The sequence below is a fragment of the Mesonia hippocampi genome, assembly GCF_014197445.1.
GTDB classification, from domain to species: domain Bacteria; phylum Bacteroidota; class Bacteroidia; order Flavobacteriales; family Flavobacteriaceae; genus Mesonia; species Mesonia hippocampi.
The window spans coordinates 196,485-221,593 of the sequence record NZ_JACIFO010000002.1; the positions used below are offsets into that span (position 1 = coordinate 196,485).

At 35.5% G+C, this 25,109-nt stretch carries 23 protein-coding genes and 2 tRNA genes; 11 read left to right on the forward strand and 14 right to left on the reverse strand.

Annotated elements, in window-relative coordinates:
• Positions 1-3 precede the first annotated feature (3 nt).
• Positions 4-495 (forward strand): thioredoxin family protein, encoded by a 492-nt coding sequence (locus GGR32_RS03065; RefSeq protein ID WP_183476293.1) that lies wholly within the window; start codon positions 4-6, stop codon positions 493-495.
• Here GGR32_RS03065 and GGR32_RS03070 read toward each other — a convergent pair.
• Both GGR32_RS03070 and trpS read right to left on the reverse strand, forming a co-directional pair.
• Positions 492-1,229 carry a TerB family tellurite resistance protein gene (locus GGR32_RS03070; protein WP_183476296.1) on the reverse strand — a complete coding sequence of 246 codons (738 nt, stop codon included), beginning with the start codon at positions 1,227-1,229 and terminating at the stop codon, positions 492-494. The genes GGR32_RS03065 and GGR32_RS03070 overlap by 4 nt on opposite strands.
• 28 nt (positions 1,230-1,257) lie before the next feature.
• Positions 1,258-2,226, reverse strand: a complete 969-nt coding sequence (trpS, locus tag GGR32_RS03075; protein ID WP_183476299.1) for a tryptophan--tRNA ligase — start codon at positions 2,224-2,226, stop codon at positions 1,258-1,260.
• A gap of 120 nt (positions 2,227-2,346) precedes the next feature.
• On the opposite strand from trpS, the gene GGR32_RS03080 reads away from it, so the two are divergent.
• A complete protein-coding gene (locus GGR32_RS03080) occupies positions 2,347-3,084 on the forward strand; it encodes a lysophospholipid acyltransferase family protein (RefSeq protein WP_183476302.1) in 738 nt (245 codons plus the stop codon).
• On the opposite strand, the gene GGR32_RS03085 is transcribed toward GGR32_RS03080, so the two are convergent.
• From GGR32_RS03085 to recA, 4 genes are all read right to left on the reverse strand, one after another.
• Complete coding sequence (locus GGR32_RS03085; RefSeq protein WP_183476305.1) at positions 3,067-4,575, reverse strand: hypothetical protein; 1,509 nt, start codon at positions 4,573-4,575, stop codon at positions 3,067-3,069. The two genes, GGR32_RS03080 and GGR32_RS03085, sit on opposite strands and share 18 nt — an antisense overlap.
• The gene (locus GGR32_RS03090) at positions 4,572-5,126 is read right to left on the reverse strand and encodes an RNA polymerase sigma factor (protein WP_183476308.1); all 555 of its coding nucleotides are present in this window, start codon (positions 5,124-5,126) and stop codon (positions 4,572-4,574) included. The genes GGR32_RS03085 and GGR32_RS03090 overlap by 4 nt, the downstream gene beginning before the upstream one ends.
• Positions 5,127-5,132: 6 nt before the next feature.
• On the reverse strand, positions 5,133-5,552 hold the full coding sequence (locus tag GGR32_RS03095; RefSeq protein ID WP_183476311.1) for a hypothetical protein: 420 nt from the start codon (positions 5,550-5,552) through the stop codon (positions 5,133-5,135).
• A gap of 127 nt (positions 5,553-5,679) precedes the next feature.
• Positions 5,680-6,696, reverse strand: coding sequence for a recombinase RecA (gene recA / locus GGR32_RS03100; protein WP_183476314.1), 1,017 nt, complete (start codon positions 6,694-6,696; stop codon positions 5,680-5,682).
• 345 nt (positions 6,697-7,041) lie between these two features.
• Between recA and GGR32_RS03105 the strand changes: the two genes are divergently transcribed.
• The 8 genes from GGR32_RS03105 to GGR32_RS03140 all read left to right on the forward strand — a co-directional run bounded on the left by GGR32_RS03105 (position 7,042) and on the right by GGR32_RS03140 (position 15,206).
• Positions 7,042-8,283 carry a peptidase U32 family protein gene (locus tag GGR32_RS03105; protein WP_183476317.1) on the forward strand — a complete coding sequence of 414 codons (1,242 nt, stop codon included), beginning with the start codon at positions 7,042-7,044 and terminating at the stop codon, positions 8,281-8,283.
• Positions 8,283-8,513: a ferredoxin gene (locus GGR32_RS03110; protein ID WP_183476319.1), complete on the forward strand. Its 231-nt coding sequence runs from the start codon at positions 8,283-8,285 to the stop codon at positions 8,511-8,513. The genes GGR32_RS03105 and GGR32_RS03110 overlap by 1 nt, the downstream gene beginning before the upstream one ends.
• A gap of 33 nt (positions 8,514-8,546) precedes the next feature.
• Entirely contained in the window at positions 8,547-9,575 is a 1,029-nt protein-coding gene (gene trhO, locus GGR32_RS03115) for an oxygen-dependent tRNA uridine(34) hydroxylase TrhO (protein WP_183476321.1), read from the forward strand.
• A gap of 112 nt (positions 9,576-9,687) precedes the next feature.
• Positions 9,688-10,860 carry a PSP1 domain-containing protein gene (locus GGR32_RS03120; RefSeq protein ID WP_183476748.1) on the forward strand — a complete coding sequence of 391 codons (1,173 nt, stop codon included), beginning with the start codon at positions 9,688-9,690 and terminating at the stop codon, positions 10,858-10,860.
• Positions 10,853-11,329, forward strand: a complete 477-nt coding sequence (locus GGR32_RS03125) for a gliding motility lipoprotein GldH (RefSeq protein ID WP_183476323.1) — start codon at positions 10,853-10,855, stop codon at positions 11,327-11,329. The genes GGR32_RS03120 and GGR32_RS03125 overlap by 8 nt, the downstream gene beginning before the upstream one ends.
• A 5-nt stretch (positions 11,330-11,334) precedes the next feature.
• A complete protein-coding gene (locus GGR32_RS03130) occupies positions 11,335-13,668 on the forward strand; it encodes a transglycosylase domain-containing protein (RefSeq protein ID WP_183476327.1) in 2,334 nt (777 codons plus the stop codon).
• A gap of 153 nt (positions 13,669-13,821) precedes the next feature.
• Positions 13,822-14,520, forward strand: coding sequence for a CoA transferase subunit A (locus GGR32_RS03135; RefSeq protein WP_183476330.1), 699 nt, complete (start codon positions 13,822-13,824; stop codon positions 14,518-14,520).
• Positions 14,521-14,552: 32 nt separating this feature from the next.
• On the forward strand, positions 14,553-15,206 hold the full coding sequence (locus GGR32_RS03140) for a CoA transferase subunit B (protein WP_183476333.1): 654 nt from the start codon (positions 14,553-14,555) through the stop codon (positions 15,204-15,206).
• Positions 15,207-15,272: 66 nt separating this feature from the next.
• On the opposite strand, the gene GGR32_RS03145 is transcribed toward GGR32_RS03140, so the two are convergent.
• The 5 genes from GGR32_RS03145 to GGR32_RS03165 form a co-directional block, all read right to left on the reverse strand.
• On the reverse strand, positions 15,273-16,604 hold the full coding sequence (locus GGR32_RS03145; RefSeq protein WP_183476337.1) for an HTTM domain-containing protein: 1,332 nt from the start codon (positions 16,602-16,604) through the stop codon (positions 15,273-15,275).
• 4 nt (positions 16,605-16,608) lie between these two features.
• Positions 16,609-17,535, reverse strand: a complete 927-nt coding sequence (locus GGR32_RS03150; RefSeq protein WP_183476340.1) for a bifunctional riboflavin kinase/FAD synthetase — start codon at positions 17,533-17,535, stop codon at positions 16,609-16,611.
• 69 nt (positions 17,536-17,604) lie between these two features.
• Complete coding sequence (pth, locus tag GGR32_RS03155) at positions 17,605-18,171, reverse strand: aminoacyl-tRNA hydrolase (protein WP_183476342.1); 567 nt, start codon at positions 18,169-18,171, stop codon at positions 17,605-17,607.
• 106 nt (positions 18,172-18,277) lie between these two features.
• On the reverse strand, positions 18,278-18,895 hold the full coding sequence (locus GGR32_RS03160) for a 50S ribosomal protein L25/general stress protein Ctc (RefSeq protein ID WP_183476344.1): 618 nt from the start codon (positions 18,893-18,895) through the stop codon (positions 18,278-18,280).
• A 28-nt stretch (positions 18,896-18,923) separates the two neighbouring features.
• Positions 18,924-19,868, reverse strand: a complete 945-nt coding sequence (locus GGR32_RS03165; protein ID WP_183476346.1) for a ribose-phosphate pyrophosphokinase — start codon at positions 19,866-19,868, stop codon at positions 18,924-18,926.
• A 143-nt stretch (positions 19,869-20,011) separates the two neighbouring features.
• Between GGR32_RS03165 and GGR32_RS03170 the strand changes: the two genes are divergently transcribed.
• Positions 20,012-20,093: transfer RNA gene (locus tag GGR32_RS03170), tRNA-Leu, on the forward strand.
• A 198-nt stretch (positions 20,094-20,291) separates the two neighbouring features.
• Here the strand turns inward: GGR32_RS03170 and GGR32_RS03175 are convergent.
• The 3 genes from GGR32_RS03175 to GGR32_RS03185 form a co-directional block, all read right to left on the reverse strand.
• A tRNA-Asn gene (locus tag GGR32_RS03175) sits at positions 20,292-20,365 on the reverse strand.
• A gap of 90 nt (positions 20,366-20,455) precedes the next feature.
• Complete coding sequence (gene rseP, locus GGR32_RS03180; RefSeq protein WP_183476349.1) at positions 20,456-21,766, reverse strand: RIP metalloprotease RseP; 1,311 nt, start codon at positions 21,764-21,766, stop codon at positions 20,456-20,458.
• Positions 21,767-21,917: 151 nt separating this feature from the next.
• On the reverse strand, positions 21,918-24,983 hold the full coding sequence (locus GGR32_RS03185) for a CHAT domain-containing protein (RefSeq protein ID WP_183476352.1): 3,066 nt from the start codon (positions 24,981-24,983) through the stop codon (positions 21,918-21,920).
• Positions 24,984-25,109 lie beyond the last annotated feature (126 nt).

The window sequence follows — 25,109 nt, forward strand, 5'->3', positions numbered from 1 at the left end:
AGTATGATAAAAAGGTTGTTCAGCTATTGCTTTATTTTTATATCATTCGCAGCAATAAGCCAAAACGCTGCGAATGATTCTTATTGGATAAGTTTTGAAGAAGCAGAACAAAAACTAACCGAAAAACCTAAAAAAACACTGCTTTACTTCTACACAGATTGGTGTGTTTATTGTAAAAAAATGGAGCGCAATGCTTTTGTAAATGATGAAGTAAAAAAGCTGCTTCAAGATAATTTTTACGCCATAAAATTAAATGCCGAACATACAGGGCAAATACATTTTGATGGCATCTCTTTCGGAAATTCTGATGCAAAAACACAACGCAATGCCGTTCATGACATTGTTAAAATATTTGCCCGTCGAGATAAGGCACCAATAGCTTTTCCTGCAGTAATTTTACTCGATGAAAACTTTAAGGTTATCGATAGGCGTTTTACCTACCTCACTACAGATAAATTAGTAAACTTTCTAAAACAAACAGAAGGCATTAATTAAAAGCCTCGTTGTTTTTGTAATTGCTCGTAAGCCTCTTGTACTTTGGTAAATTTTTCTTGTGCTCCTTTCCGATAAGCCTCATCCATGTGTTGTAATTTATCGGGATGGTATTTTTTTGCCATGTTCCGATAGGCTTTTTTTATTTCGGCTACGCTTGCATTCTTATCAATTTCTAAAATCTTATACGCGTTATCTTCAGATTTTACAAACATGGCTTTAATACTGCTAAAATCGGCACTATTAATTCTAAGATAACCTGCTATACGTTGCAACACATGCAATTCGCTATTAGAAACATTGCCATCGGTAAGTGCTATTCCAAACAGGAAATGTAAAATTTGCAGCCTAACCTCATAACTTGTTCTTGCTGCCAAATAAGTACAAATACGTTGTTCATCTATTTGGCGTTTTTTTATTACTTCATTAAAGGTTCTAAAAGTTGCATTGGCTTTATCTTTACCGTATGCCCCTACAAAATAATTTCTAACGTAATCTAATTCGCGTTGGCTTACACTGCCATCGGCTTTAATAACAATAGAACTTAAGGTAAGTAAGTTAAGCTCAAAATCTCCAGGAGAAACTCTATCTTCGGTATCTATATTAAAATCTGTGTATTTATAAGCTTTTCCTTTGCTTATAATCGCATCGATAATACTGCCTATAAAAAAACCTACTACCGCTCCAAAAATACCCCTATAAGAAAGCCCTACTACTGCGGCGATCCATTTTACCATTCTTAATTTTTCCTTTTGGGTGCTATTATTAATATCCTAATTTTTCTCGTACACGTTGTAAAACTCCATTTGCTACAGCTTGTGCACGTTCTGCTCCTGCTGTTAGCGCTTTATCTATTTCGTGAGTGTTTTCTATATAATACGCAAACTTTTTACGCGGTTCTGCATATTTTTCTACAATAAGTTCATACAATGCTTGTTTCGCATGCCCATAACCAAAACCTCCTGCTAAGTATTTTTCTCTTAGTGCTTCTGTTTGAGTTTTACTTGCTATAACTTTATATAAATTAAAAACATTACAAGTGTCTGGGTTTTTAGGTTCCTCTAGTGCTGTACTGTCGGTTTGTATACTCATTACCTGCTTCCGAAGCTTTTTATCGGTCTCGAAAATATTAATAAAGTTACCTCTAGACTTACTCATTTTCTCTCCGTCTGTTCCTGGAATATATTTGGTTTCTTCCTGTACTTTCCCTTCAGGAAGCACAAAGGTTTCTCCTAACTTTGCATGAAAACGACTAGCAACATCGCGTGTAATTTCTAAATGCTGCATTTGATCTTTCCCAACAGGTACAATATTAGCATCATACAATAAAATATCTGCTGCCATTAACATAGGGTAAAAAAATAAACCTGCATTTACATCTTGTAGCCGGTCTGCTTTATCTTTAAACGAATGAGCAAGCGTTAAACGTTGATACGGAAAAAAGCAGCTTAAATACCAAGTAAGCTCGGTTGTTTGCGGAACATCACTTTGCCTGTAAAACACTGTTTTTTCTATGTCTAAACCAAAAGCTAACCAAGTTGCCGCTACGGCATACGTATTGTAACGCAACTCTTCGGCATCTTTAATTTGGGTTAATGTATGTAGATTTGCAATAAAGATAAACGAATCGTTATCTTGCTGGTTTGCCATTTCGATAGCGGGTTGTATTGCTCCTAATATGTTTCCTAAATGTGGAGTTCCTGTACTCTGAACTCCTGTTAAAACTCTTGCCATTATGTATAGAAATCTTTTTTTAGGTAAAGATAATGGTTTTGTGCTATTTCCTAAGCTTGTATTTTATATTTTTGGTTTTATAATTGAGTTTAATTCTAAAAATTAGGCTACATTTATCTTATGAGCTTCTTTAAAAAAATTCTTATTTTAGGTTGGCGTATTTGGTTTTACCTTCTGGTGCTGGTAAGCCTTCTTATAATGTTTCCGTTATTGTTAATTTTTACTGCTTCAGAAAAGCTTTATCCTTATTTTTTTAAACTCGCACGCGTATGGGCAAAAACCATACTCTACGGGATGGGCTTTTTTCCTATTATTAAGTATCAGCAACAGCTTATCCCTAACAAAAGTTATATGCTTATTGCCAATCACACTTCTATGACAGATATTATGCTGATGCTTTGTGTAGTAAAAACGCCTTTTGTTTTTGTTGGAAAAAAAGAATTAGCCAAGCTTCCTATTTTTGGTTTTTTCTATAAACGCACTTGCATTTTGGTAGATCGTAATAATGCCCATAGCAGGAAGGCTGTTTTTGAAAGTGCAAACCAACGTTTATTACAAGGAAATAGCATTTGCATATTCCCTGAAGGAGGTGTTCCCGATGATATTAGTGTTGCTTTAGACAGCTTTAAAGATGGCGCCTTTAGGCTTGCGATAGAACACCAAATACCTATTGTGCCTATGGTTTTTTATGATAACAAAAAACGTTTTCCTTATGTTTTCTTTAAAGGAAGCCCCGGCAGAATGCGTGCTAAAGTATTACCGTTTATAGAAACTAAAGGAAAAAACATCAACGATAAAAAAGAGCTTCGAGAAAAAGCCCATCATATGATTTTGGAGGAATTAAAATCTAAATTCTAATCCGGTATAAACGCCAAAATAATAAGGGTTATAATCGCTTGCGCTACCACTAAAAGCATTTAATTGATACTTAAAAGTAGGCTCTACACTTAAGCCTAAGTTTTGTGTGATTTTATAACCAAAACCAAGCCCTACATTTGTACTAAAGCTTACGTCGTTTAAATTATCTGCTTTTCCTAATGTGGTATTACCAACAAGTGTTTGCAGGTGCACTTCATTTTTTTGAACAAACATAGTACTCGCTCCTCCAATTACTTCTATTCCAAAACGCTTGTCTAACAAAGTGTAAGATATCTCTAAAGGAATTTCTAAATACCCGTATTGCTGACTCACTTCTGCCAAACCATAAAAGCTAGGCGCTACTGCAGAAAGAGCTACCCCTTCGGTACCTTCATGTTTTGGAAGATTTTTGGCATTATACAAACTAATATTTTGTGTGCTAGGATGGGTATTTATATTTTTTAAACTTACCCCTCTACCGTCTGGAGCAAATAAAACATCTTGAGTACTATAATTCATCTGAACTTTATTAACCCCCGTACGAAGCTTTACTTTATCTGATACCGCATAAGCTATTTGTACACCATAAGCCATAGTTACTTCACTTTTACTTGGGTTGTCTGAAATACCTGGGTCTAAAATTTTTCCCGCTTTATTACCTTCATAATAAACAGGTGTTAAAGTTGGTTGAACAGCCCAGCGTTTTGAAGATGAAAATTGCTCGTCTAACCCATCTAAGATTTCCTCTTGTTCTTTTTGTTTTTTTATTTCCTCCAGTAAAGATTTTTTAGGTAGGGTTTGTTCTGCTATGGCTTTTTCTTCCGTTTGGGTATCGTTAAATTTTTGACGACTATGGGTTTGTTCTGATTTTTGAGAACTTTCAAACGCTATATCAAGAGAAGAAGCTTCTTGGTTAATTTCTTCTGTTGCTTTTTCTGTTGTTTGTTTTGTATTTTGCACCTTAGCTCGTTTTCCAGCAGTGTTTTCGTGATTTGCTGCAATTAAACTTGCTTGGGTATTTTGGTTTTTGGTTTTACCTGTTGGTTTTTGGTATGCTCTTTTCTTTTCTGGGTAATCTTCTTTTAGTATTTTTTTCTCCTCTTCTGTCTTCTTTTTTGTGTTAACAATGGCTACTGATGTTGTTTCTGCTTCTTTTGTTAATCTATTTACCTCAATTTCCTCAATAAAGCCTTTTTCTTCAACCAATTCTTCTTTAGCTTTTTTATTTTGCTCTTCTGCCTCTTGATGGGTTACTGAATTCTCTATAGGTAATTTACTTTCTGTGGTTGTAAAAACGCCACTCAATCCCAGTATTAAAGCAATTAAGGCAGCAACGCCTCCTAATTTATACCACAACGGAAGCAGAAAAACTCTTCTTTTCTTTGGCTGAAGCTCTTCTTTTATCTTTCCCCAAAGTTCAGGAGAGGGCGAGGCTTCAAAGTCTTTAAACTTTTCCTGAAACAAACGGTCTATGTCTTTATTTTCTTTCATTTCACAAACTGAAAATTAGTAAGTGTCGCATCTTGTGCGCTTATTTTTTGTTGTAATATTTTCCTAGCTCGAGCCAGGTTAGATTTCGATGTTCCTTCCGAGATATTCATCAATTCGGCAATTTCTTTATGCGAGTAACCGTCTAACGTATAGAGGTTAAATACCATTCGGTAGCGGTTTGGAAGTTCTTGCACTATTTTTAGCAGAAACTCTAAAGAATACTGCTCATGGTCTAAGTTTTCTTCTGGAATTTCGGGTATTTTCTCTTCATTTACCAATTGAAACACCTTCCCCGAGCTCCGGTAACGTTGAAGAGCCGTATTAACAACAATACGTTTCATCCAACCTTCAAAAGAGCCTTTGTGCTTAAACTGATGTATTTTTTTAAAAATAGTTATAAAGGCATCTTGCAAGTTATCTTCTGCCTCTTGTCGGTTTCTTGCATATTTTAGACTTACCCCAAAAAGCTTATGTGCAAACAACCTGTACACTTGCTCTTGTGCCTTTAGGTTTTGCGCTTGGCATTGCTTAATGAGTTCTGGTAAATCCATATAATTTTACTGTTGCATTGACACAACGGGTATTTCTTTTTCGATAAACGTATCTTCTCCTTCTTCATTTACTCCCGACCAAAACCTAAAACTATATGCCTCTCTGTTTTGTATGCTTATTTTAAAACTCTCCTCTTGTGTTTCTCCTTCTAACACTTCACATTGTTCCCCTCGTTTAAAAGCTATTGCCGTGATGTAATGTTTATTTTCACTAAAACTATATGCAATATCATAAAACTGGTGGCAATCTGTTTTCTTTAAAAAAGAAATTTTAAAGTTTTCTTGTTTACCAAACATAAGTGTATCGGGAGCTTCTACAGATACAATAGGCATTTTATCATAAGTCACTTTAGATTCCTCACCATCATCTAAGCTACAACTTACCAAACTTAATACCAATACTAAACTTAAAATAATTTTTTTCATGATTCAACTATATTTACTCCTCTTTTCTTTATAGATAAAAAATTAGTGAAAGGGTTGCGTCTCAACAAAAAAAGCCTTACTTAAAAACTAAGCAAGGCTTTTTTTACGTTATTGTATCGCTAAAATATTACTCCGATTTTGCTATTTTGATAGCTTCGGTAATTTTAGTTTCTAATTCCTCCATCAATTCTGGGTTATCGCGTAATAGTGTTTTAACAGCATCGCGTCCTTGACCAAGTTTAGTATCTTCATAACTAAACCACGACCCCGCTTTTTTTATAATTTCATAATCTACACCTATATCTATAATTTCCCCTACTTTAGAGATCCCCTCTCCGTACATAATATCAAACTCTGCGGTTCTAAAAGGTGGCGCCACTTTGTTTTTTACCACTTTTACTCGGGTTTTATTCCCCTTAACCTCACTGTTATTATCTTTTATTTGTGTAGATCTTCTAATATCTAAACGTACCGAAGCATAGAATTTAAGTGCATTTCCTCCAGTTGTTGTTTCTGGATTTCCAAACATCACCCCAATTTTCTCTCTTAACTGGTTAATAAAGATAACTGTACAATTTGTTTTGCTGATAGTAGAGGTTAATTTTCGTAAGGCTTGCGACATTAATCGCGCATGAAGCCCCATTTTAGAGTCACCCATTTCTCCTTCTATCTCACTTTTAGGCGTAAGTGCTGCAACAGAATCTACGACAATAATATCTATAGCTCCAGAACGGATTAAATTGTCGGCAATTTCTAAAGCTTGCTCCCCATGATCTGGTTGGGAGATAATAAGTGAATCTATATCGATTCCTAACTTCTCTGCATAAAACCTATCAAAAGCATGCTCTGCATCGATAAAAGCAGCTATCCCTCCTGCTTTTTGAGCCTCTGCAATGGCATGTAAAGTCAAGGTTGTTTTCCCAGAAGATTCTGGCCCGTAAATCTCAATTATTCTTCCGCGAGGGTAACCTCCAACTCCTAAAGCCAAATCTAAGCCTAAAGAACCCGATGAAATCGCTTCTACATCCTGTACGGCTTGGTCGCTCATTTTCATTACAGTTCCTTTTCCGTAAGTTTTATCTAATTTATCTAGGGTAAGCTTTAATGCCTTCAGTTTAGCCTCTTTCTCTGTATCTTTACTCATATTCTTATTATTCAAGGTGTTAAGTTATTGCTTCAAGAAATGCTAAAGTACTATATCTTTTACTGTCGGGCAACTCTACGCAACCTTTTTATATCATTTTCATCTAGAAATTAGATAATATCTGTTATGAAAATAGTAGTAAAAATAATAATCTCCGAGCTAAAATCGCTTTCTAAAAAAGTGATTTTAGTTGGCATAATTAGATTAGATGGCGGTTAGTTTTATTTCTTTTAATTGAAGAATAAAATTTTAAAAATCAGAATTAGCCGCCTAAAAATACTCGTAATTTAAACGGGTATTTTTATTTTTTGTACCTTTGCCGCTTAATTTGTAAGTAACTCTCTAATGACTGATTCTGGTAAGATTGAGCTTATGGCTCCTGCAGGGAATTTTGAATCGCTACAGGCTGCAATAGTAAACGGAGCCGATTCTGTTTATTTTGGGGTAGAACAATTAAACATGCGTGCCCGTGCAAGCATTAATTTTACACTTGACGATTTACCCGAAATTTCTCGCAGATGTAAAACGCTAAACGTAAGAACCTATCTTACCTTAAACACTATTGTTTACGACCATGACCTCTCTATTATAAAAACAGTATTAGATGCCGCTAAAAAAGCCGACATCACTGCCGTTATCGCTATGGATCAAGCCGTAATTGCTTATGCGAGGCAAATTGATATGGAGGTGCACATCTCTACACAAATAAACATTACCAACATAGAAACCGTGCGTTTTTACGCCATGTTTGCCGATACTATGGTAATGAGCAGAGAACTAAGCCTTAGACAAGTAAAAAAGATTACAGACCAAATAGAGAAAGAAGAAATTAAAGGCCCTTCTGGCAACCTAGTAGAAATAGAAATTTTTGGACACGGAGCTTTATGTATGGCCGTTTCTGGAAAATGTTACCTAAGTTTACATTCACATAACTCCTCTGCCAATAGGGGCGCTTGTAAACAAAATTGCCGAAAAAAATATACGGTAATCGACCAAGAAAGCGGATTTGAAATAGAAGTTGACAACGAGTATATGATGTCTCCTAAAGACCTCTGTACCATAGATTTTCTAGACCAAGTAATCGATGCGGGAGCAAAAGTACTAAAAATAGAAGGAAGAGGAAGAGCACCAGAATATGTAACCACTGTTATAAAAACCTACCGCGAAGCAATTGATGCTTATCACGAAGGCACCTATACAAAAGAAAAAGTTACGCAATGGATGCAAAACCTAGAAAAGGTTTACAATCGTGGTTTTTGGAGCGGTTATTACTTAGGGCAAAAACTAGGCGAATGGAGTGATAGTCCAGGCTCTCAGGCAACACAAAAAAAAGTATATGTAGGCAAAGGAGTACATTATTTTCCGAAAGCAAACATTGCTGAGTTTAAAATTGAAGCTTACGATATCAAAGTAGGCGATAAACTGCTAATCACCGGCCCGACAACTGGTGTAGAAGAATTTGAACTGACAGAAATGATGGTGAATGATGCAAAACTAGATATTGCAAAAAAAGGAGACTCCTGTACGATTCCAACAAAGTTTAGAATCCGAATGTCCGACAAATTATATAAAATAGTTCAAGCATAATGGTGGTTGTAACCCTACAACGAGCAAAATGTATTGGGTGTAATTATTGTGTAGAAATGGCACCTGGACAATTTCAAATGTCAAAAAAAGACGGTAAATCCGTGCTATTACATTCTACAGAGAAAAAAGGTTTTTTTACCCTAAAATCTCATGACGATGGTATTTTTGAAGAATGTACAGAAGCTCAAAAGGCTTGTCCTGTCAATATCATTTCTACCAAAAAAATATAAAATTAATACCTTTAACCTTAAAAATAGTATAGCATGCAACTGTACAACAAATTAAGCGCAAAAGAGAGAGCAGAATTATTAGACAAAGCTGGCGAAGACCGCCTAACGCTTTCTTTTTATCAATACGCAAAAATTGGAAACCCTGAGTTATTTAGAAATCATTTATTCCTTGCTTGGGATAATATGGAAGTTTTAGGACGTATTTATGTAGCTCACGAAGGCATAAATGCACAACTTTCTGTCCCTGCAAAACGATTTAATGAATTTAAAAACTTCTTAGATCAAATATATTTCTTAAACAATATCCGTTTAAATATTGCTATAGAACACGACACAAAATCATTCCTTAAGCTCAAAATAAAAGTTAGAAAGAAAATTCTAGCAGATGGGCTTAACGATGCTAGTTTTGATGTAACTAAAAAAGGCGTACACCTAAATGCAAAACGCTTTAACGAAATTACAGAAGATCCTAATACTATTATCATTGATATGCGTAACCACTACGAAAGTGAAATAGGACACTTTAAAGAAGCAATAACACCAGATGTAGACACTTTTAGAGATTCTCTTCCTATTATCGAAGACCAACTAAAAGACTATAAAGAAGATAAAAACATTGTAATGTATTGCACTGGCGGTATACGCTGCGAAAAAGCAAGTGCTTATTACAAACATAAAGGCTTTAAAAACGTATATCAGTTAGAAGGCGGAATTATAGAATACGCCCGTCAGGTAAAAAATCAAGGTTTAGAAAATAAATTTATCGGGAAAAACTTTGTTTTTGATCACCGTCGTGCAGAGCAAATTTCAGAAGATATTATTGCACAATGCCACCAATGTGGCAAAGCTTGCGATACGCACATTAACTGCGCTAACGAAGCCTGCCATTTGCTTTTCATACAATGTGATGAGTGTGCCGAAAAAATGAATCATTGCTGTTCAGACCACTGCAAAGAAGTACACGCACTACCAGAAGATGAACAAAAAGCATTACGCAGAGGAAAGCATAACAGCAATAAAATATTTAGAAAAGGAAGGTCAGAAGCACTTACCTTTAAATAGCAGCCAACTAGTTTTGCAGCTATTTTTTGGTATATTTACCTTCTAAAAATAATTACTAACATACAACATAGGTTGGTTTTATAACTAACCTATGTTTCAATATATAGATTATATGGCGTGTGGCAACTGCTCTACAGGAAAAGATGGAGCCCCAAGAGGATGTAAAAACAATGGAACCTGCGGAACCGATAGCTGTAACAAGCTTAATGTTTTCGATTGGCTTTCCAATATGACACTGCCTCAAGACCAAGAAGAATGCAAACTGGTAGAAGTGCGTTTTAAAAATGGTAGAAAACACTTTTACAAAAACACCGAAAACCTTTCTTTACTTATGGGCGATGTGGTAGCTGTAGAAGCCTCTCCAGGTCACGACATTGGCATAATAACCCTTACAGGCGAGCTTGTAAAAGTGCAAATGCGCAAGAAAAAAGTAAAACCTGATAGTGAAGAAGTTTTAAAAATATACCGCAAAGCAACTCAAAAAGATATCGATGTTTGGCAAGAAATGAGGCAGCGCGAAGAAAGTATGAAAGTTCGTGCGCGAGAAATAGCCATAAAACTCAAACTCCAAATGAAAATTAGTGATATCGAATTTCAAGGAGACGGCTCGAAAGCTACTTTTTACTACACCGCAGAAGAACGTGTAGATTTCAGACAGCTTATTAAAGAATTTGCTTACGAGTTTAAAACCCGTATCGAAATGCGACAAATAGGCTTTCGCCAAGAAGCAGCACGCCTCGGTGGAGTTGGCTCCTGCGGAAGAGAATTATGCTGCTCTACATGGCTTACCGATTTTAGATCGGTTACCACCTCCGCCGCCCGATACCAACAATTATCGTTAAACCCCTTAAAACTTGCAGGACAATGCGGAAAATTAAAATGCTGCCTTAACTTTGAGTTAGACGCCTATTTAGACGCACTTAAAGCATTCCCAAAGCAAGACATAAAACTTCAAACAAAAAAAGGTACAGCTGTTTGCCAAAAAATAGATATTTTTAAAGGCGTTATGTGGTACGCTTATGAAGGCGAATGGATGAATTGGTTTGAACTAAGCACCCAGCAAGTTACACAAATAATAAAAGCTTCCGAGAACAAAAAACCCATAGACAGCCTTGAAGAGCTTGTGGCCGAAAAACAAACAGAAATAGAAAATACAAACTTTGAAGACACCGTTGGGCAAGACAGCCTAACACGTTTTGATAAACCAAAACGTAAAAAACCTCAAAAAAGAAGACCTAACAATAAACAAAACCGAAGAAGAAAAAAGCCTCAAAAAAATGCATAAGTACCTTGTTTTTTTTATAAGCTTAGCTTTGTTTTCTTGCGACAGCAAACAAGTGTATGACCAGTACCAAAGTCTTTCGGGCTATTGGTCAAAAAACAACACCATCTCTTTTACTATAAAAGAAATAGACACCACCAAAAAATACAACCTATTTATTAACGTTAGGAATAATAACAATTATCCTTATCAAAACCTATTCTTAATTACCAATATGAACTTCCCAAAAGGAAAAACCATTACCGACACACTAGAATACGAAATGGCAAACCCCGACGGAAGCTTAAAAGGTAGTGGCTTTGGCAAGCTAAAAGAAAATAAACTTTGGTATAAAGAAAACATAAGCTTTCCCGAAAAAGGAGAGTACACTTTTAGCATTAGACAAGCTATGCGCAACAGAGAAGATCAAAACGCTATTGATAGCTTAGCTGGAATTATAGATATTGGTTTTAGAATAGAAAATACAAATTAACAACCGTGACAAAAAAAACAAATCCATCAAAAAAAAAACCTCAAAAGCCTACCTATAGAAAATATATACTTTGGTTTTGGGGTCTCTTCATCGCTGGTTTATTAACCATTTCCTTTTTATTTGTCCTTGCAGGCTGGGGGGCTTTTGGAAAAATGCCAACTTTTGAAGAGCTAGAAAACCCAGAAACCAACCTTGCTACCGAAGTCTTCTCTTCAGACGGAGAAACGCTAGGAAAATATTACAACGAAAACCGCACCCCTATAAAATATGAAGAATTACCCAAAACATTAATTCAGGCCTTAGTTGCCACCGAAGACGAACGCTATTATGAACACTCAGGAATAGATGCCAGAGGAACCCTTAGGGCTGTTGCCTATTTAGGAACAAAAGGAGGTGCAAGTACCATTACCCAACAGTTATCAAAATTACTTTTCTCTGCCACACCAGATAACAAATTAGAACGTGTCCTGCAAAAACTTAAAGAGTGGGTTATTGCAATCCGTTTAGAACGACAATACACAAAAGAAGAAATTATCACCATGTACTTAAACAAGTACGATTTCTTATACCAAGCGGTAGGAATACGTTCTGCCTCTAGAATTTACTTTTCTAAAGAACCTACAGACCTAAAAACAGAAGAAGCAGCAGTTTTAGTTGCCATGCTCAAAAACCCTATTCTATACAACCCACGAAAAGAAAAATTTAAAAAAAATGCCCTACAACGCAGAAACCAAGTACTAAAACAAATGCAAAAAAACGGGTATTTAGACGAACAACAAAAAGACTCTCTACAACAATTACCCTTAAAACTTAAATTTTCTCCCGAAGGGCATGACGAAGGGGTAGCTACTTATTTTAGAGCATACCTACAAAGCTTTTTAAAAGAATGGATTGAAGAAAACAAAAAACCTAACGGAGAAAAATATAACATTTATCGCGATGGACTTAAAGTTTATACCAGTATAGATTCCCGTATGCAAAAATATGCCGAAGAAGCTGTAGAAATGCACATGGCAAAACTCCAAACAGAATTTGACCGGCAAAACAAAAACAACAAAACCGCACCGTTTAGAGACCTCTCTAAAAATCAAATAGAAAACATCATTACCCGAGCCATCAAAAACAGTGACCGTTGGCGAGCAATGAAAACTAAAAACATCCCAGAAGATAAGATTCTCGCTTCTTTTGATGAAAAACAAGAAATGAGGGTTTTCTCTTGGAAAAACAATACCGATATAGACACTATCATGTCTCCAAGAGACTCCATTTACTACTATAAGTCATTCCTAAATACAGGAATGATGTCTATGGACCCACAAACAGGAGAAGTAAAAGCATGGGTAGGAGGCATTAATTTCAAACACTTTAAATACGAACACGTAAAACAAGCCAAAAGGCAAGTAGGCTCTACTTTTAAACCGTTTGTTTACGCCACAGCTATAGACCAATTACACCTCTCGCCTTGCTACGAACTTCCTAACACACAACACACTATTCCTGCAGGAAGACATGGCGTATCTAAAGACTGGACGCCTAAAAACTCTAGCGGAAAGTACGGAGGAATGGTTACTTTAAAAGAAGCCCTGGCAAACTCTTTAAATACAATTACAGCACGACTTATCGATAAAACAGGACCAGAACCCGTTATCGATTTACTTAAAAAACTAGGAGTAGACACCTCTGAAATAGACCCCGTTGCTGCTATTGCACTTGGATCGGTAGACATTAGTGTTTTTGAAATGGTCTCTGCATATTCTACATTTGCCAACAAAGGTATCTATGTAAAACCCGTTATTGTAACACATATAGAAGATAAAAACGGTACTATTCTCTACCAACATATTCCAGAAAGTAGAGATGTAATGAGCGAAGAAGCCGCTTATGTTACTGTAAAACTCATGGAAGGCGTAACAGAAAGCGGTTCTGGTTTACGTTTACGCACCACATGGGCAGTAAACGCACCCCATTATAAACGCGCCGTAACAGGTTATCCTTATGCACTGAAAAACCCCATTGCAGGAAAAACAGGAACAACACAAAACCAAAGTGATGGTTGGTTTATGGGAATGGTTCCTAACCTAAGCACAGGCGTTTGGGTTGGTGGCGAAGATAGGTCTGTACACTTCCCAGGAATAACTTACGGGCAAGGAGCAACTATGGCCTTACCTATTTGGGGGATATACATGAATAAAGTTTATGAAGATGAAAGCCTAAATGTTTCTAAAGCAGATTTTGAAGCTCCAGAAGAATTGACTATAGAAGTAGATTGCGAAAAAGCAAAAAAAGAAAATCCAGAAAACAACAATGCTGAAGAAATTCCAGACGAATTAGATTTTTAACCCCTATATTTACTAGCAACAACAAAAAGCTCTTTTTTATTAAAGAGCTTTTTGTTGTTAAATCAAATTCTTAAAGCCACGAATGTATCGCTGAAAGCTTTTTATGGAATCTTTATATTTTTTTCGTATTTTTCAACAAAATTTTTTTATCAAATGATAACAAAAACCGTAAAAAACGTACAAGAAGCCCTAAAAGGGGTTGAAAACGGAATGACATTTATGCTTGGAGGCTTTGGCTTATGCGGAATCCCCGAAAATGCGATTGCAGAACTTGTAAAACTTAACATTAAAGACATTACTTGTATTTCTAACAATGCAGGCGTAGATGATTTTGGATTAGGCTTACTTCTCCAAAAAAAACAAATCAAAAAAATGATCTCTTCTTATGTTGGTGAAAACGCAGAATTTGAACGCCAAATGCTTAGCGGAGAACTTGATGTAGAGCTCACCCCACAAGGAACACTCGCCGCAAAATGTCAAGCAGCACAACAAGGTTTCCCGGCTATTTACACCCCTGCAGGCTATGGCACCGAAGTTGCCCTAAACAAAGAAACCCGTATGTTTGACGGAAAAATGCACGTTCTAGAAGAAGCTTACAAAGCAGATTTTGCCTTTGTTAAAGCATGGAAAGGCGATACAGCTGGCAACCTTATTTTTAAAGGAACTGCCCGTAACTTTAACCCTTGTATGTGTGGTGCTGCAAAAATAACCGTTGCCGAAGTAGAAGAACTCGTTCCAGCAGGAGAACTAGACCCTAACCATATTCATATCCCAGGAATTTTTGTTCAACGTATCTTTAAAGGAGCACATTTTGAAAAACGTATAGAGCAACGTACAGTTAGACAAAAATAAAACCTTACTATTAACAACAACTCAACAAAATCATGCTAGATAAAAACGGAATAGCAAAACGTATTGCACAAGAAGTTAAAAATGGGTTTTATGTAAACCTAGGGATTGGTATTCCTACCCTTGTAGCCAACTTTGTACGTGACGATATAGAAGTAGAATTTCAAAGCGAAAATGGAATATTAGGAATGGGAGCTTTCCCTTTTGAGGGCGAAGAAGATGCCGATTTAATTAACGCAGGAAAACAAACCATTACTGCACTACCAGGAGCAAGCTATTTTGATTCTGCAACAAGCTTCGGGATGATACGAGGAAAACACGTAGACCTTACCATACTAGGCGCCATGGAAGTTGCCGAAAATGGAGACATTGCCAATTGGAAAATACCAGGAAAAATGGTAAAAGGCATGGGCGGAGCTATGGATTTAGTAGCCTCGGCAGAAAATATTATTGTTGCCATGATGCACACCAATAAAGCAGGCGAATCTAAACTTCTAAAAAAATGCAGCTTACCACTCACAGGAGTTGGCTGTGTAACAAAAATTGTAACCAATCTTGCGGTATTAGAAGTAATCGAAGAAGGTTTTAAACTCATAGAACGTGCCCCAGGGGTAAGCGTCGAAGAAATTCAAAAAGCAACCGAAGGAAACCTTATTATAGAGGGCGAAATCCCAGAAATGGAGCTATAAGAACCGTTCAAAAAGCTAAAAATCGCCTTTATTACAAGGCGATTTTTAGTTTCAAATATATTTATTTCAATCACTTTTATTTTTATCTAAAGCACTAGGCAGTATCCATTCTGCATGACCAAAATAAGGCCAAGGTTCTGCGGCCAAATCTACTTTACTGTCTATAAAATTGGTATAAGGCCTTCCGTTTACGCTTACATTGGCATGTACATAAACTTCAATAGCTTTTCCTTTTTTAGCGTATTCTTTTTTCAGGTGTTGAGCAAATTGCCAAATCATATCGGGTTTGGTCGCTATTCTGCGCTGTTGTTTTTCCGAAAGGTAATCGGCTTTTTTTATAGCTTCTTGCTTTCCTGTTTTTTTATCTTTTACAATAAAGGTGCTTGTGCCACTTTTAGAGCGAAGCATCATTCGCCAGCTTAATCGGTGTCCTTCTTCGGTCCATAAAACATCATCGTTAATAAACCAATGCCTTAAGGGTAAAGCTACCTGAATAAGCATCCAAACACTAAAAAAAACAGCAATAAACTTGGCGTTTTTGGGAATTTCTAATTGATTTTCTTTATAAAAGGTTTTCTTTTTGAGAAAAGTTTTATGGATTGTTTTTACAGGGAAAAAGAACAAACAAAAAGCTAATGATAAGTACGGGAAAATACCTATATGAAATACAAGACTATTGAAAAGATGAAAAAATACAGCAGCAAAAAAGGTAAACTTGCGTGTAGGTTTAAATAGCAATAACGGAACAACAAGCAAATCGAAAAATATGCCGTAATACGCAACCACTTTAGGAACCCATACTGCCTGTAACCATTGGCCAATAATAGGCAAGTTAGCTTTACTTTGCATAAGCAGTGTAGGCATTGTGCCATCTAGCCAATCGGGGTATAATTTTGCTATAGCAGCATAGGTGTAAACAATAAAAAGCTGTAAAATGATAAAATACTTTATCCATACAGGCATGTTTGCTTTTTTTAGTTTGGGATTTAGCCGAGTGTCTATTGAGGCATACCTGTTAGCAGGCGCAATAAGCATAAATACACAAATTAACAGCAAAAGGTAGTAGTGATTATTGTAACTTGTTTTCTGCATAAAATACACCGCAGCCCACATTGTGGTAAATCCAGCCATACTCCAGCGATATTTATAACCAATAGTAACTAGAACCCCTAAACACCCCATAAGGAAAAAATAAAAATACATGCCATTTCCGGGTAAAGGCTGTAGAAAGTCTAAACCTATAAAATTAAAAGTAAATTGGGGCTCGATGAGTGTACGTTTTATCCAACCTGTAAAAATAGCTCCCCATGCTTCTAATGTAATTAAGATTCCGAAAAAAATACGAAATACAATAAGGGCACTGTTATCGGTTTGGCGAAATAAAAAACATATACTCATGGCATTATACTTTACTTAAGTTTTTTATAAAAGTTTGGGTGTAAAGCTTATCGGCTTCCATGGCATTGATTAAATCATCTACTGTGGCAAACTTTTTTTCATCTCGGATGCGTTTAAGGAACTTGATACGAAAGGTTTTCCCGTATAAATCTTCATCAAGATTAAAAAAATAGGTTTCTATATTCTCTTTAGTTTCGTTAAAGGTAGGATTGGTACCTATGTTGGTCATTCCAAAGATTTTTTTCCCGTTGTAGGTACTTTCTACAATGTAAACTCCGTGTTTAGGAATAAGTTTATAGCTTTCTGGTATGGCTAGGTTTGCGGTAGGAAAACCTAATTTTTTTCCAAGACCTTTACCTTGTTGTACAACGCCACTTAGGCTGTAGGGACGCCCTAAGTATTTGTTGGTCGTTTCTATATTGCCTTCTTTTAAAGCGTTTCTAATTTTTGTAGAGCTTACAGCAACTTCATCTATATCTTGTTTAGAGATTTCTTCTACTGTAAAGTGATATTTCTTTCCAAATTCTTTAAGCTCTGTAATACTGGCGGTTCTGTTTCGCCCAAACCTATGGTCGTAACCAATAATTATTTTTTTTACATTGAGTTTCTTTATTAAGATTTCTTCAATGTACTCTTGTGCAGTAAGTCTAGAAAACTCTTTAGAAAAAGGATAAACAACAAGCTGGTTAATCCCGAGGGTTTTGATTATTTTTTCTCGCTCTCCAATAGTATTTATCAGGCGTATATTCATTTCTTTTTGTAGCACCATTCTTGGATGAGGAAAAAAAGTGAGCACTGCCGAATCTAGGTTTAGTTTTTTTGCTTCGTTTACAACACGTTGTAGTATTTTTTGATGCCCAATATGTACACCATCAAAGGTTCCTACTGTTAAAACACAGGGTTTTGTAAGCGAAGGTATATTGTTATCCATATAAAGCGTAGCGATAAGTTTTCTTAAAAATTGTTATGATAGCAAATGTAAATGAAGTTTTTTAAAGTTTTAGGTATTATTAAAACTGTTCATGGTATTTGTTACGCCAGCTATTCCAAAAGATTTTATGGCTTCTGCAGAACGATCTATGCGTTCGGGCAGTGATTTTTCTTCATTCTTAGACCAAGTTCCTAAAACGTACTGTATTTGTTTTCCTTTCGAAAAATCGTCACTAATGCCGAATCTAAACCTACTGTATTTGTTAGTGTTTAATGTTTGCTGAATGTGTTTTAAACCGTTGTGCCCTCCGTCACTTCCTTTTGTTTTGATGCGTATGCTACCAAATGGTAAGTTGAGGTCGTCTGTAACAACCAGTAAGTGTTCTAGTGGAATTTTTTCTTTTGTAAGCCAGTAGCTTACAGCTTTCCCGCTAAGGTTCATAAAGGTACTTGGTTTTAATAGAATAAACGTTCTTCCTTTTTGTCTAAATGTTGCCATTTCTCCAAGTTTTACACTCTCGAAAGTTACCTCTTGTTGCTTTGCCAGGTAATCTAGTATTTGGAAGCCTATATTGTGGCGTGTATTATGGTATTCTGGACCTATATTGCCAAGGCCTACAATTAAAAACTTTTTCATGTTTAGAAAAGTGCGATTTATTTTTTGCTAAATTACGTAAATTCTTATAAGCATAAAAAAGCACCCTTTTTGAGGGTGCTTTAAGGCTGTTATAACTAACAAAATTTTATGCTTCTGCGGTTTCAGTAGCTTCGCTAGTTCCTTCTGTATCATCATCATCATCGTCGTCTGCTACAGCATTACGAGATGTTCTTACTTGGCAAATTACAGTGTTGTCTGGGTGTAAGATTGTGTAATCTTCACTTTCAACAGCAGTTACATATAATTTGTTTCCTATTCTTAGGTTTGTTACTTCTGCAGTGATATAATCTGGTAAGTTTTGCGCTAAACCTCTTACGCGTAAACGACGTAAGTTTAAACGTAAAACCCCTCCACTTTTCACCCCTCTTGCTACTCCTTGAGTATGCACTGGGATTTCCATAGTAATTTCTTGATTTTCTGTGAATTGATAGAAATCTATGTGTAAAATAACATCGGTTACAGGGTGGAATTGAATGTCTTGAAGGACAGCGTTTGCTTTGCTTCCGTCTTCTAATTCTATCACTACGGTATGTACATCTGCAGTGTAAACAAGACTGTTAAACTCAACTTCTGGTGCTGAAAAGTGCAATGGCGTGTCTCCTCCGTATAATACGCAAGGAACCTGTCCAGCATTACGTAAGGCTTTTGTTGCTTTTTTGCCTACGCTTTCTCTTTTAGATCCTTTGATCGTAATTGACTTCATTTCTAAAAATTATAATTAATAAATATTTTTACATTAAAAATTTTGAGCTAATCGATTTGTTTTCATGAACGCTTTTCATGACAGCGGCAAAAAGATCGGCACAAGATAATACTTTTATTTTTTTGGTTTCCTTTTCTAAAGGAATGGTATCGGTAACAATTAGCTGTGTTAGCTGAGAATTTTCGATACGATCGTAAGCTTCGCCCGAAAGTATTGGGTGTGTACAGATAGCTCTTACGCTTTTTGCGCCACGTTCTATCATTAAATCTGCTGCCTTGGTTAATGTACCTGCTGTATCCACCATATCATCTACTAGTACCACATTTTTTCCTTTTACATCTCCTATCAAAGCCATGTGCGAAATTACATTTGCTTTAGCTCGTTGTTTATAGCATATTACAACATCGCTTTCTAAGGCTTTAGAGTATGCATAAGCTCTTTTAGAGCCTCCCATATCTGGAGATGCAATTGTAAGGTCCGACAGGTTTAACTCTCTTAAATAAGGTAAAAAGATTGTTGATGCAAAAAGATGATCTACTGGTTTTTCAAAGAAACCTTGAATCTGATCTGCATGTAAATCCATGGTAATAATACGTGTTGCACCTGCTGTTTCTAGCATTTTAGCTACTAGTTTTGCTGCTATTGGCACACGTGGTTTATCTTTTCTGTCCTGTCTTGCCCAACCAAAATAAGGCATAACCGCAGTAATGTGTCTAGCCGAAGCACGTTTTGCAGCGTCTAGCATAAGTAACATTTCCATTAGGTTGTCACTACTTGGGTGCGTAGATCCTACAATAAAAACACGGGCTCCACGAATAGATTCTTCAAACGAAGGTTGAAATTCTCCATCACTATACGTAGAAGTAATTACGTTACCTAAAGGAATGCCGTAAGCATTCGCTATTTTTTTTGCAAGGATTTTACTTTGTGAGCAGGCAAAAATTTGTGCATCTGCGGTAATAATCTTAGACATTTTTCTTTAAGTTTTTGTAAACTAATTATTTACCTATCTTGTAATGGGGTGCAAATTTAAGAATATTTTTTAAGTAAGAAAAGAAAGTTTATTTTTTTTATACTTCAAATAAAATATAATTGTTATTTTTGCCCTGTACTTTTGCTCAAGTGGCGGAATTGGTAGACGCGCTGGATTCAAAATCCAGTTCTTTCGGGAGTGTGGGTTCGATTCCCACCTTGAGTACAAAAAAACCTCAACTATTTAATTTTGAATAGATTGAGGTTTTTTTATTTTAAACCCTCTATATTTAAACGGATAATAGAAGGTCAAGAACAATTGTTGTGTTTATGCAAAAATTGTAGTTAATCTATACAGGAAGAATTCACTAGAAAAATCGCAATAAAAAAGCCTTACATTTCTGTAAGGCTTTCGTTTATTTTGCTCCTCAGGTTGGGCTCGAACCAACGACCCTCTGATTAACAGTCAGATGCTCTAACCAACTGAGCTACTGAGGAATTTTTCATACTCATTTGTTTCGCTGAGCGGTTGCAAATATAAACACTTTTTTAGTTCTGCAAAATATTTTTTCTATTTTTTTATAAAAATTATCCAAACAACCACCTATATACGTCATTTCCATTGGCATACAATACTAAAGCGATAAGGATAAAGAAGCCTATCATTTGTGCATACTCCATAAATTTGTCGTTTGGTTTTCTTCCTGTAATCATTTCATATAATAAGAACATCACGTGCCCGCCATCTAATGCTGGAATAGGAAGTATATTCATGAAGGCCAAAATAATAGAAATAAGGGCTGTTGTCATCCAAAACGATTGCCAATCCCAAACGGAAGGAAACAGGTTCCCTATAGCTCCAAATCCACCTACTTGGGTTGCTCCTTTTTTGGTAAATACGTATTTAAATTGTGCTACATAATCGTGTAATGTCCAGTAAGCAAAATCAAATCCTTTTACAATGCTCTCCCCAAAGCCATACTCTTTTACGCTAATTTTAGGGGTATCAAAAGACATAAAGCCTACACTTCCTTTTTCGTTAGGGGCAACTTGCAATTGCTTTATCTCGTTATTACGTTGCACCATAAGCGTTACTTGATCTTTTCCTTTTAACTCCTTACGAAGCTGATCGAGATATTCTACTTTTTTTCCTTCTGCTGCTACAATTTTATCGCCTTTTATAAGTCCTGCTTTTTGTGCTGGAGAATCGGGTAAAATAGAATCTACTTTTGCCAATACTTTTATTGCAAAAGGCTCTAAAACTCCTGACTGGAACATGGTATGCCCGATATCCTCTGGCAGAGAAAGCACTTCTTCTGTTCCGTCCTGGTGCCTTACCTTCATTGTTTCTACTCCTCGTACTAATAAATGCTGATTTACGGCACGCATATTTTCTAATTCTTCCCCATTGGTTTCTAAAACGATATCTCCGTCTTTAAAACCATATTGATGAAAACTTTCATGAACCGAAAAACCTTCAGGAATAGCCTCTTTAGAAATATAGCCTGTACCCCAAACAAAAAGTACCATAGCATAAATTAAGAAGCCTAAAATTAGGTTTACCGTAACTCCTCCTAGCATAATAATAAGTCGTTGCCATGCAGGTTTACTACGAAACTCCCAAGGTTTAGGCGGTTGTGCCATTTGCTCTTTATCCATGCTCTCGTCTATCATCCCAGATATTTTTACATAGCCTCCTAAGGGAAGCCAACCTATACCGTAAACGGTATCGCCTATTTTCTTTTTAAACAGTGCAAATTTCACATCGAAGAAAAGAAAAAATTTCTCTACGCGGGTTTTAAAAATTTTGGCAGGAATAAAATGACCTAACTCGTGTAAAACTATTAAAAATGAAAGACTTAATAATAGTTGAATGGCTTTTATTGCAAATGGACTCATAGTCTGTTTGTATTCTAATTTTTATTTTAAAAATGCTACAAAAGTAGTCTTTTTCTATGGGTAGAAAAAATTAAAATCGTCTTACCTTAAATAGATTAACATTTCTTTGAATTTGATGGTAGTTTGTTTTTGACTTTTAAAAGCTGGCTTTTTATTTTTTAATTTTCTTAAAATATGCATATACCAAAATCAAAATTGCAATTACAATTAATGCCAACCACAAACCATCTGTCCATTCTGATTTTTCTGCTAACAAAATAGGTGTTTTATCGCCAGAAAGCACAAAGCCTGCCCAGTAAAACGGGTGTTGTAAGTTAGCATTTGTTGTGTTTTTAAGATAGTCTAGTTTTGCATTTTGTAGCGCGGTTGCTTTATTTTCTCCATTTTGTAGGTTTTTGTAAAAAGCAACCATAATTTCTTTAGTAGATAGGTCTGGTGCATTCCAGAGGCTTGCAACAGTAGACGGAATTCCGGCGGTAGTAAACGCATAATGCATGGAAACGAGGTTACCTCCGTCCTTAAAACCTCCAATACCTGTATTACATGCACTTAAAACAGCTAGGTTTGCATTAAAACTTAGTCCGTACAACTCTGAAATATACATTTCATAATCTTGCTCTGAGTCTGAAAAAACCAAATTACTTAATTCTGGCGCTTTATCGTTAAGGTTAGAGTGCATTGCAAGGTGAATAACGGAAACATTGTTTTCTAAGGATTTGAATTGTGTTTTAGAGGCCTGATTTCCGATATATACATCTCCTTCTATAAACGATGAAATTTGAGTAACTTCTTCTTTTGCTCCTAATAAAGAGTAGGCTTCTCCTCTAACGGCTAGTTTACTTTCTGCTAGTTGTCCAGAATATTCTGGAGCGAAAAAAATTGCCTTTTCGGCTTTACTGCTAACAGGAGTACTGGTTTGCTCTGCTATAAAATAAAGACTCGGCGTGTAAGAAATAGTGTAATTTTCTACGAGGTACTTGTTATCTTTTACCAAAAGATCAAACGGTAGGTAATGCAGTACATCGTCTGGAATAATAGTAGTAACTGTGGCTGCTGTATCAAAGTCGTTTGTAAACAATTTTTTATACAAATGAGCTCCTTGCTTTTTTAAATCGTTTATGCCTACATTTAAATTGTTTATGCTTTCCAGGTAATGCTCTATTTCTTGTTTTATATTGTTGTAATTTTCTAGTTTAGTATACGTTATATTTCCCTCTCGAATAGTTATTTTAAACAACTGATTATCTAAAGCTTTAAACTTTATAATATTCTCGCCTGTCAAGCTTTTAATATCAATTGCAGGGCTTACAAAAGGGTTGTTGCTTTTATATTGTGTTGCAATTTTTTCGGTAACTTTTTTTAGTTCTAGTTCCTTCTCGAAAATTTGTTGTTTAAGGGTTTCTTCTTTTTGTTTTAAATATTCTTTTTTAAGGTATGTAATATAAGCCCTAAGGTATTGTTCTTCTTCTATAAGGTTGTAATGCTGTGTACTTCCTGCTATTTCTCTTTTTAACAAAAACTTATTTATAAATTCTTGCGAAGATACTTTTTCTATAAAATTAAGCAATTGGTTGTTTTCTTCATCTGAAAAAGGACGTTCTAAAGCACTGTTTATTAAACCTGCTGTTATTTTATCGAAGGTGTTTTTAAGGGTCTTGTTTAGAGGCGTATTCCCTATGTTGTTTTGGAATTGTGCTAATGCCAACCAATAGAGTTTTTCTTCTTCAGAGGAGTATTCTCCATAATATTCTCGAAAAGACTCGGCTAAACGCACCAATCTTACCGCATCTGAAATTGCTTCTCCAGGAACAAAGTTTTGCACCTCGCTTTCAGGAAGTTTAAATGTTATATTTTGGTTTGATATTTTAATTAGAATTTGGTTGATAACCTCATATCCTAAGGCTAATTTATTTCTACTAAATAGGCATTCGGCTTTTAATTCTAATAGTCGTTGATCGTGTAGATTTCCTCCTGTTTTTTCTGCTTCATCAATTAAATCGAGTGCCTGCTGATAGTGCTTTTTTTGAAATAATATGTTAATCTCATCTATTTTTACTTGTTGATTAAAGGTTTCTAGGGAATAAGGGGCTTTTTTAGAGTCAAAAACAACTTTTTTTGCTAGATTATTATACTTTTCAGCTTCTCCTGGTAAGTTATGACCTAAGTAATAACGAGTTACTATGCTTAAAATTCCTTTGTAATTAGCTTTTTCCACTTCATCAAGTTGGTTTTCTTGTGTGATTTTTATTACTTCTCTTAGGTTTTCTAATATTAATTGTTCTTCACTTCTATCTCCTTGTTCGCTTTTATCCATGAGAATAGTTAAGTAGCTTCTGTATAAAGCAAACTCGAGTTTAAAACCAATCTGCGGGTTAGCGCTTAGTTCTTGCTGGTGCTTTTTATATAGTTTTAATGCTTTATTAATATAATTTATACTACTTTCATAATTATTGTATTCTCTTTCAAAAAGAGCTAATCTCCTATATGTGTTAATTATCGATTCATTATGTAAAGATTCCATTTGCTCAAGAACTTCTTTAGAAGCTATTGTATATTGATATTCTTTTTGTGGAATATCCATAAACTGCGCATTATAAAGCAAAGCCATATTATAGTAAATTTTAGACTTCAACTCTAAGTCCTTGTCACTTTTAACCTTTAGTTCATCAAAAAGTTTCAGCCCTTTTTCATTGGTTTTAATAGCCTCTTCGTAATCTCGAGATAAAATTTTCATATATCCAGAAAACTCTAGCATTTCTATTAAATAGATAGTGTCTTTTTGAGTTGTTTCAGAAAAATAGTTAAAGGCTTTACCTAAATACTTTTCGGCCTCTTTTGGGTTATACATATAATCAAAAGAATTTTCTGCCAATCTGCGATTAACACGACTCATTCTCTCTGGAGCTGCATTTGCTTCTTGCAAGGTATCAATTGCATTTTGCATTAACTGATAAGCCTCTATATTTGATTTTTTTGTAAAAGAAAAACTGGCCTCGGCTTTTGTAAACAGCTGTAAGCCTCGTAACATTTTCTGAGTGGAATCTGGTGCTTTATCAGCTAGCTCTAATGCTTTTGTTCGATAATTTAAAGCTGCTTGAAATTGAAAGTTTAAATCAAGAGAATCGGCTTTTTTTGTATGCAAATCCCATTCATTTTGAGAAAAAAGATGAATACTTGTTAATAAAAAAGCAAAAATTAAAACAATTTTATTTTTCATATTGTTAAGGGTTGGTTGTATTACAAATATAACTTTTAAAAATAATTAGCACATTAAAAAACTAGCTTATAGCCTTTTATACAGTTATTATTATTTGTTCTATTTTAGAATAGCGCACTTACCCTT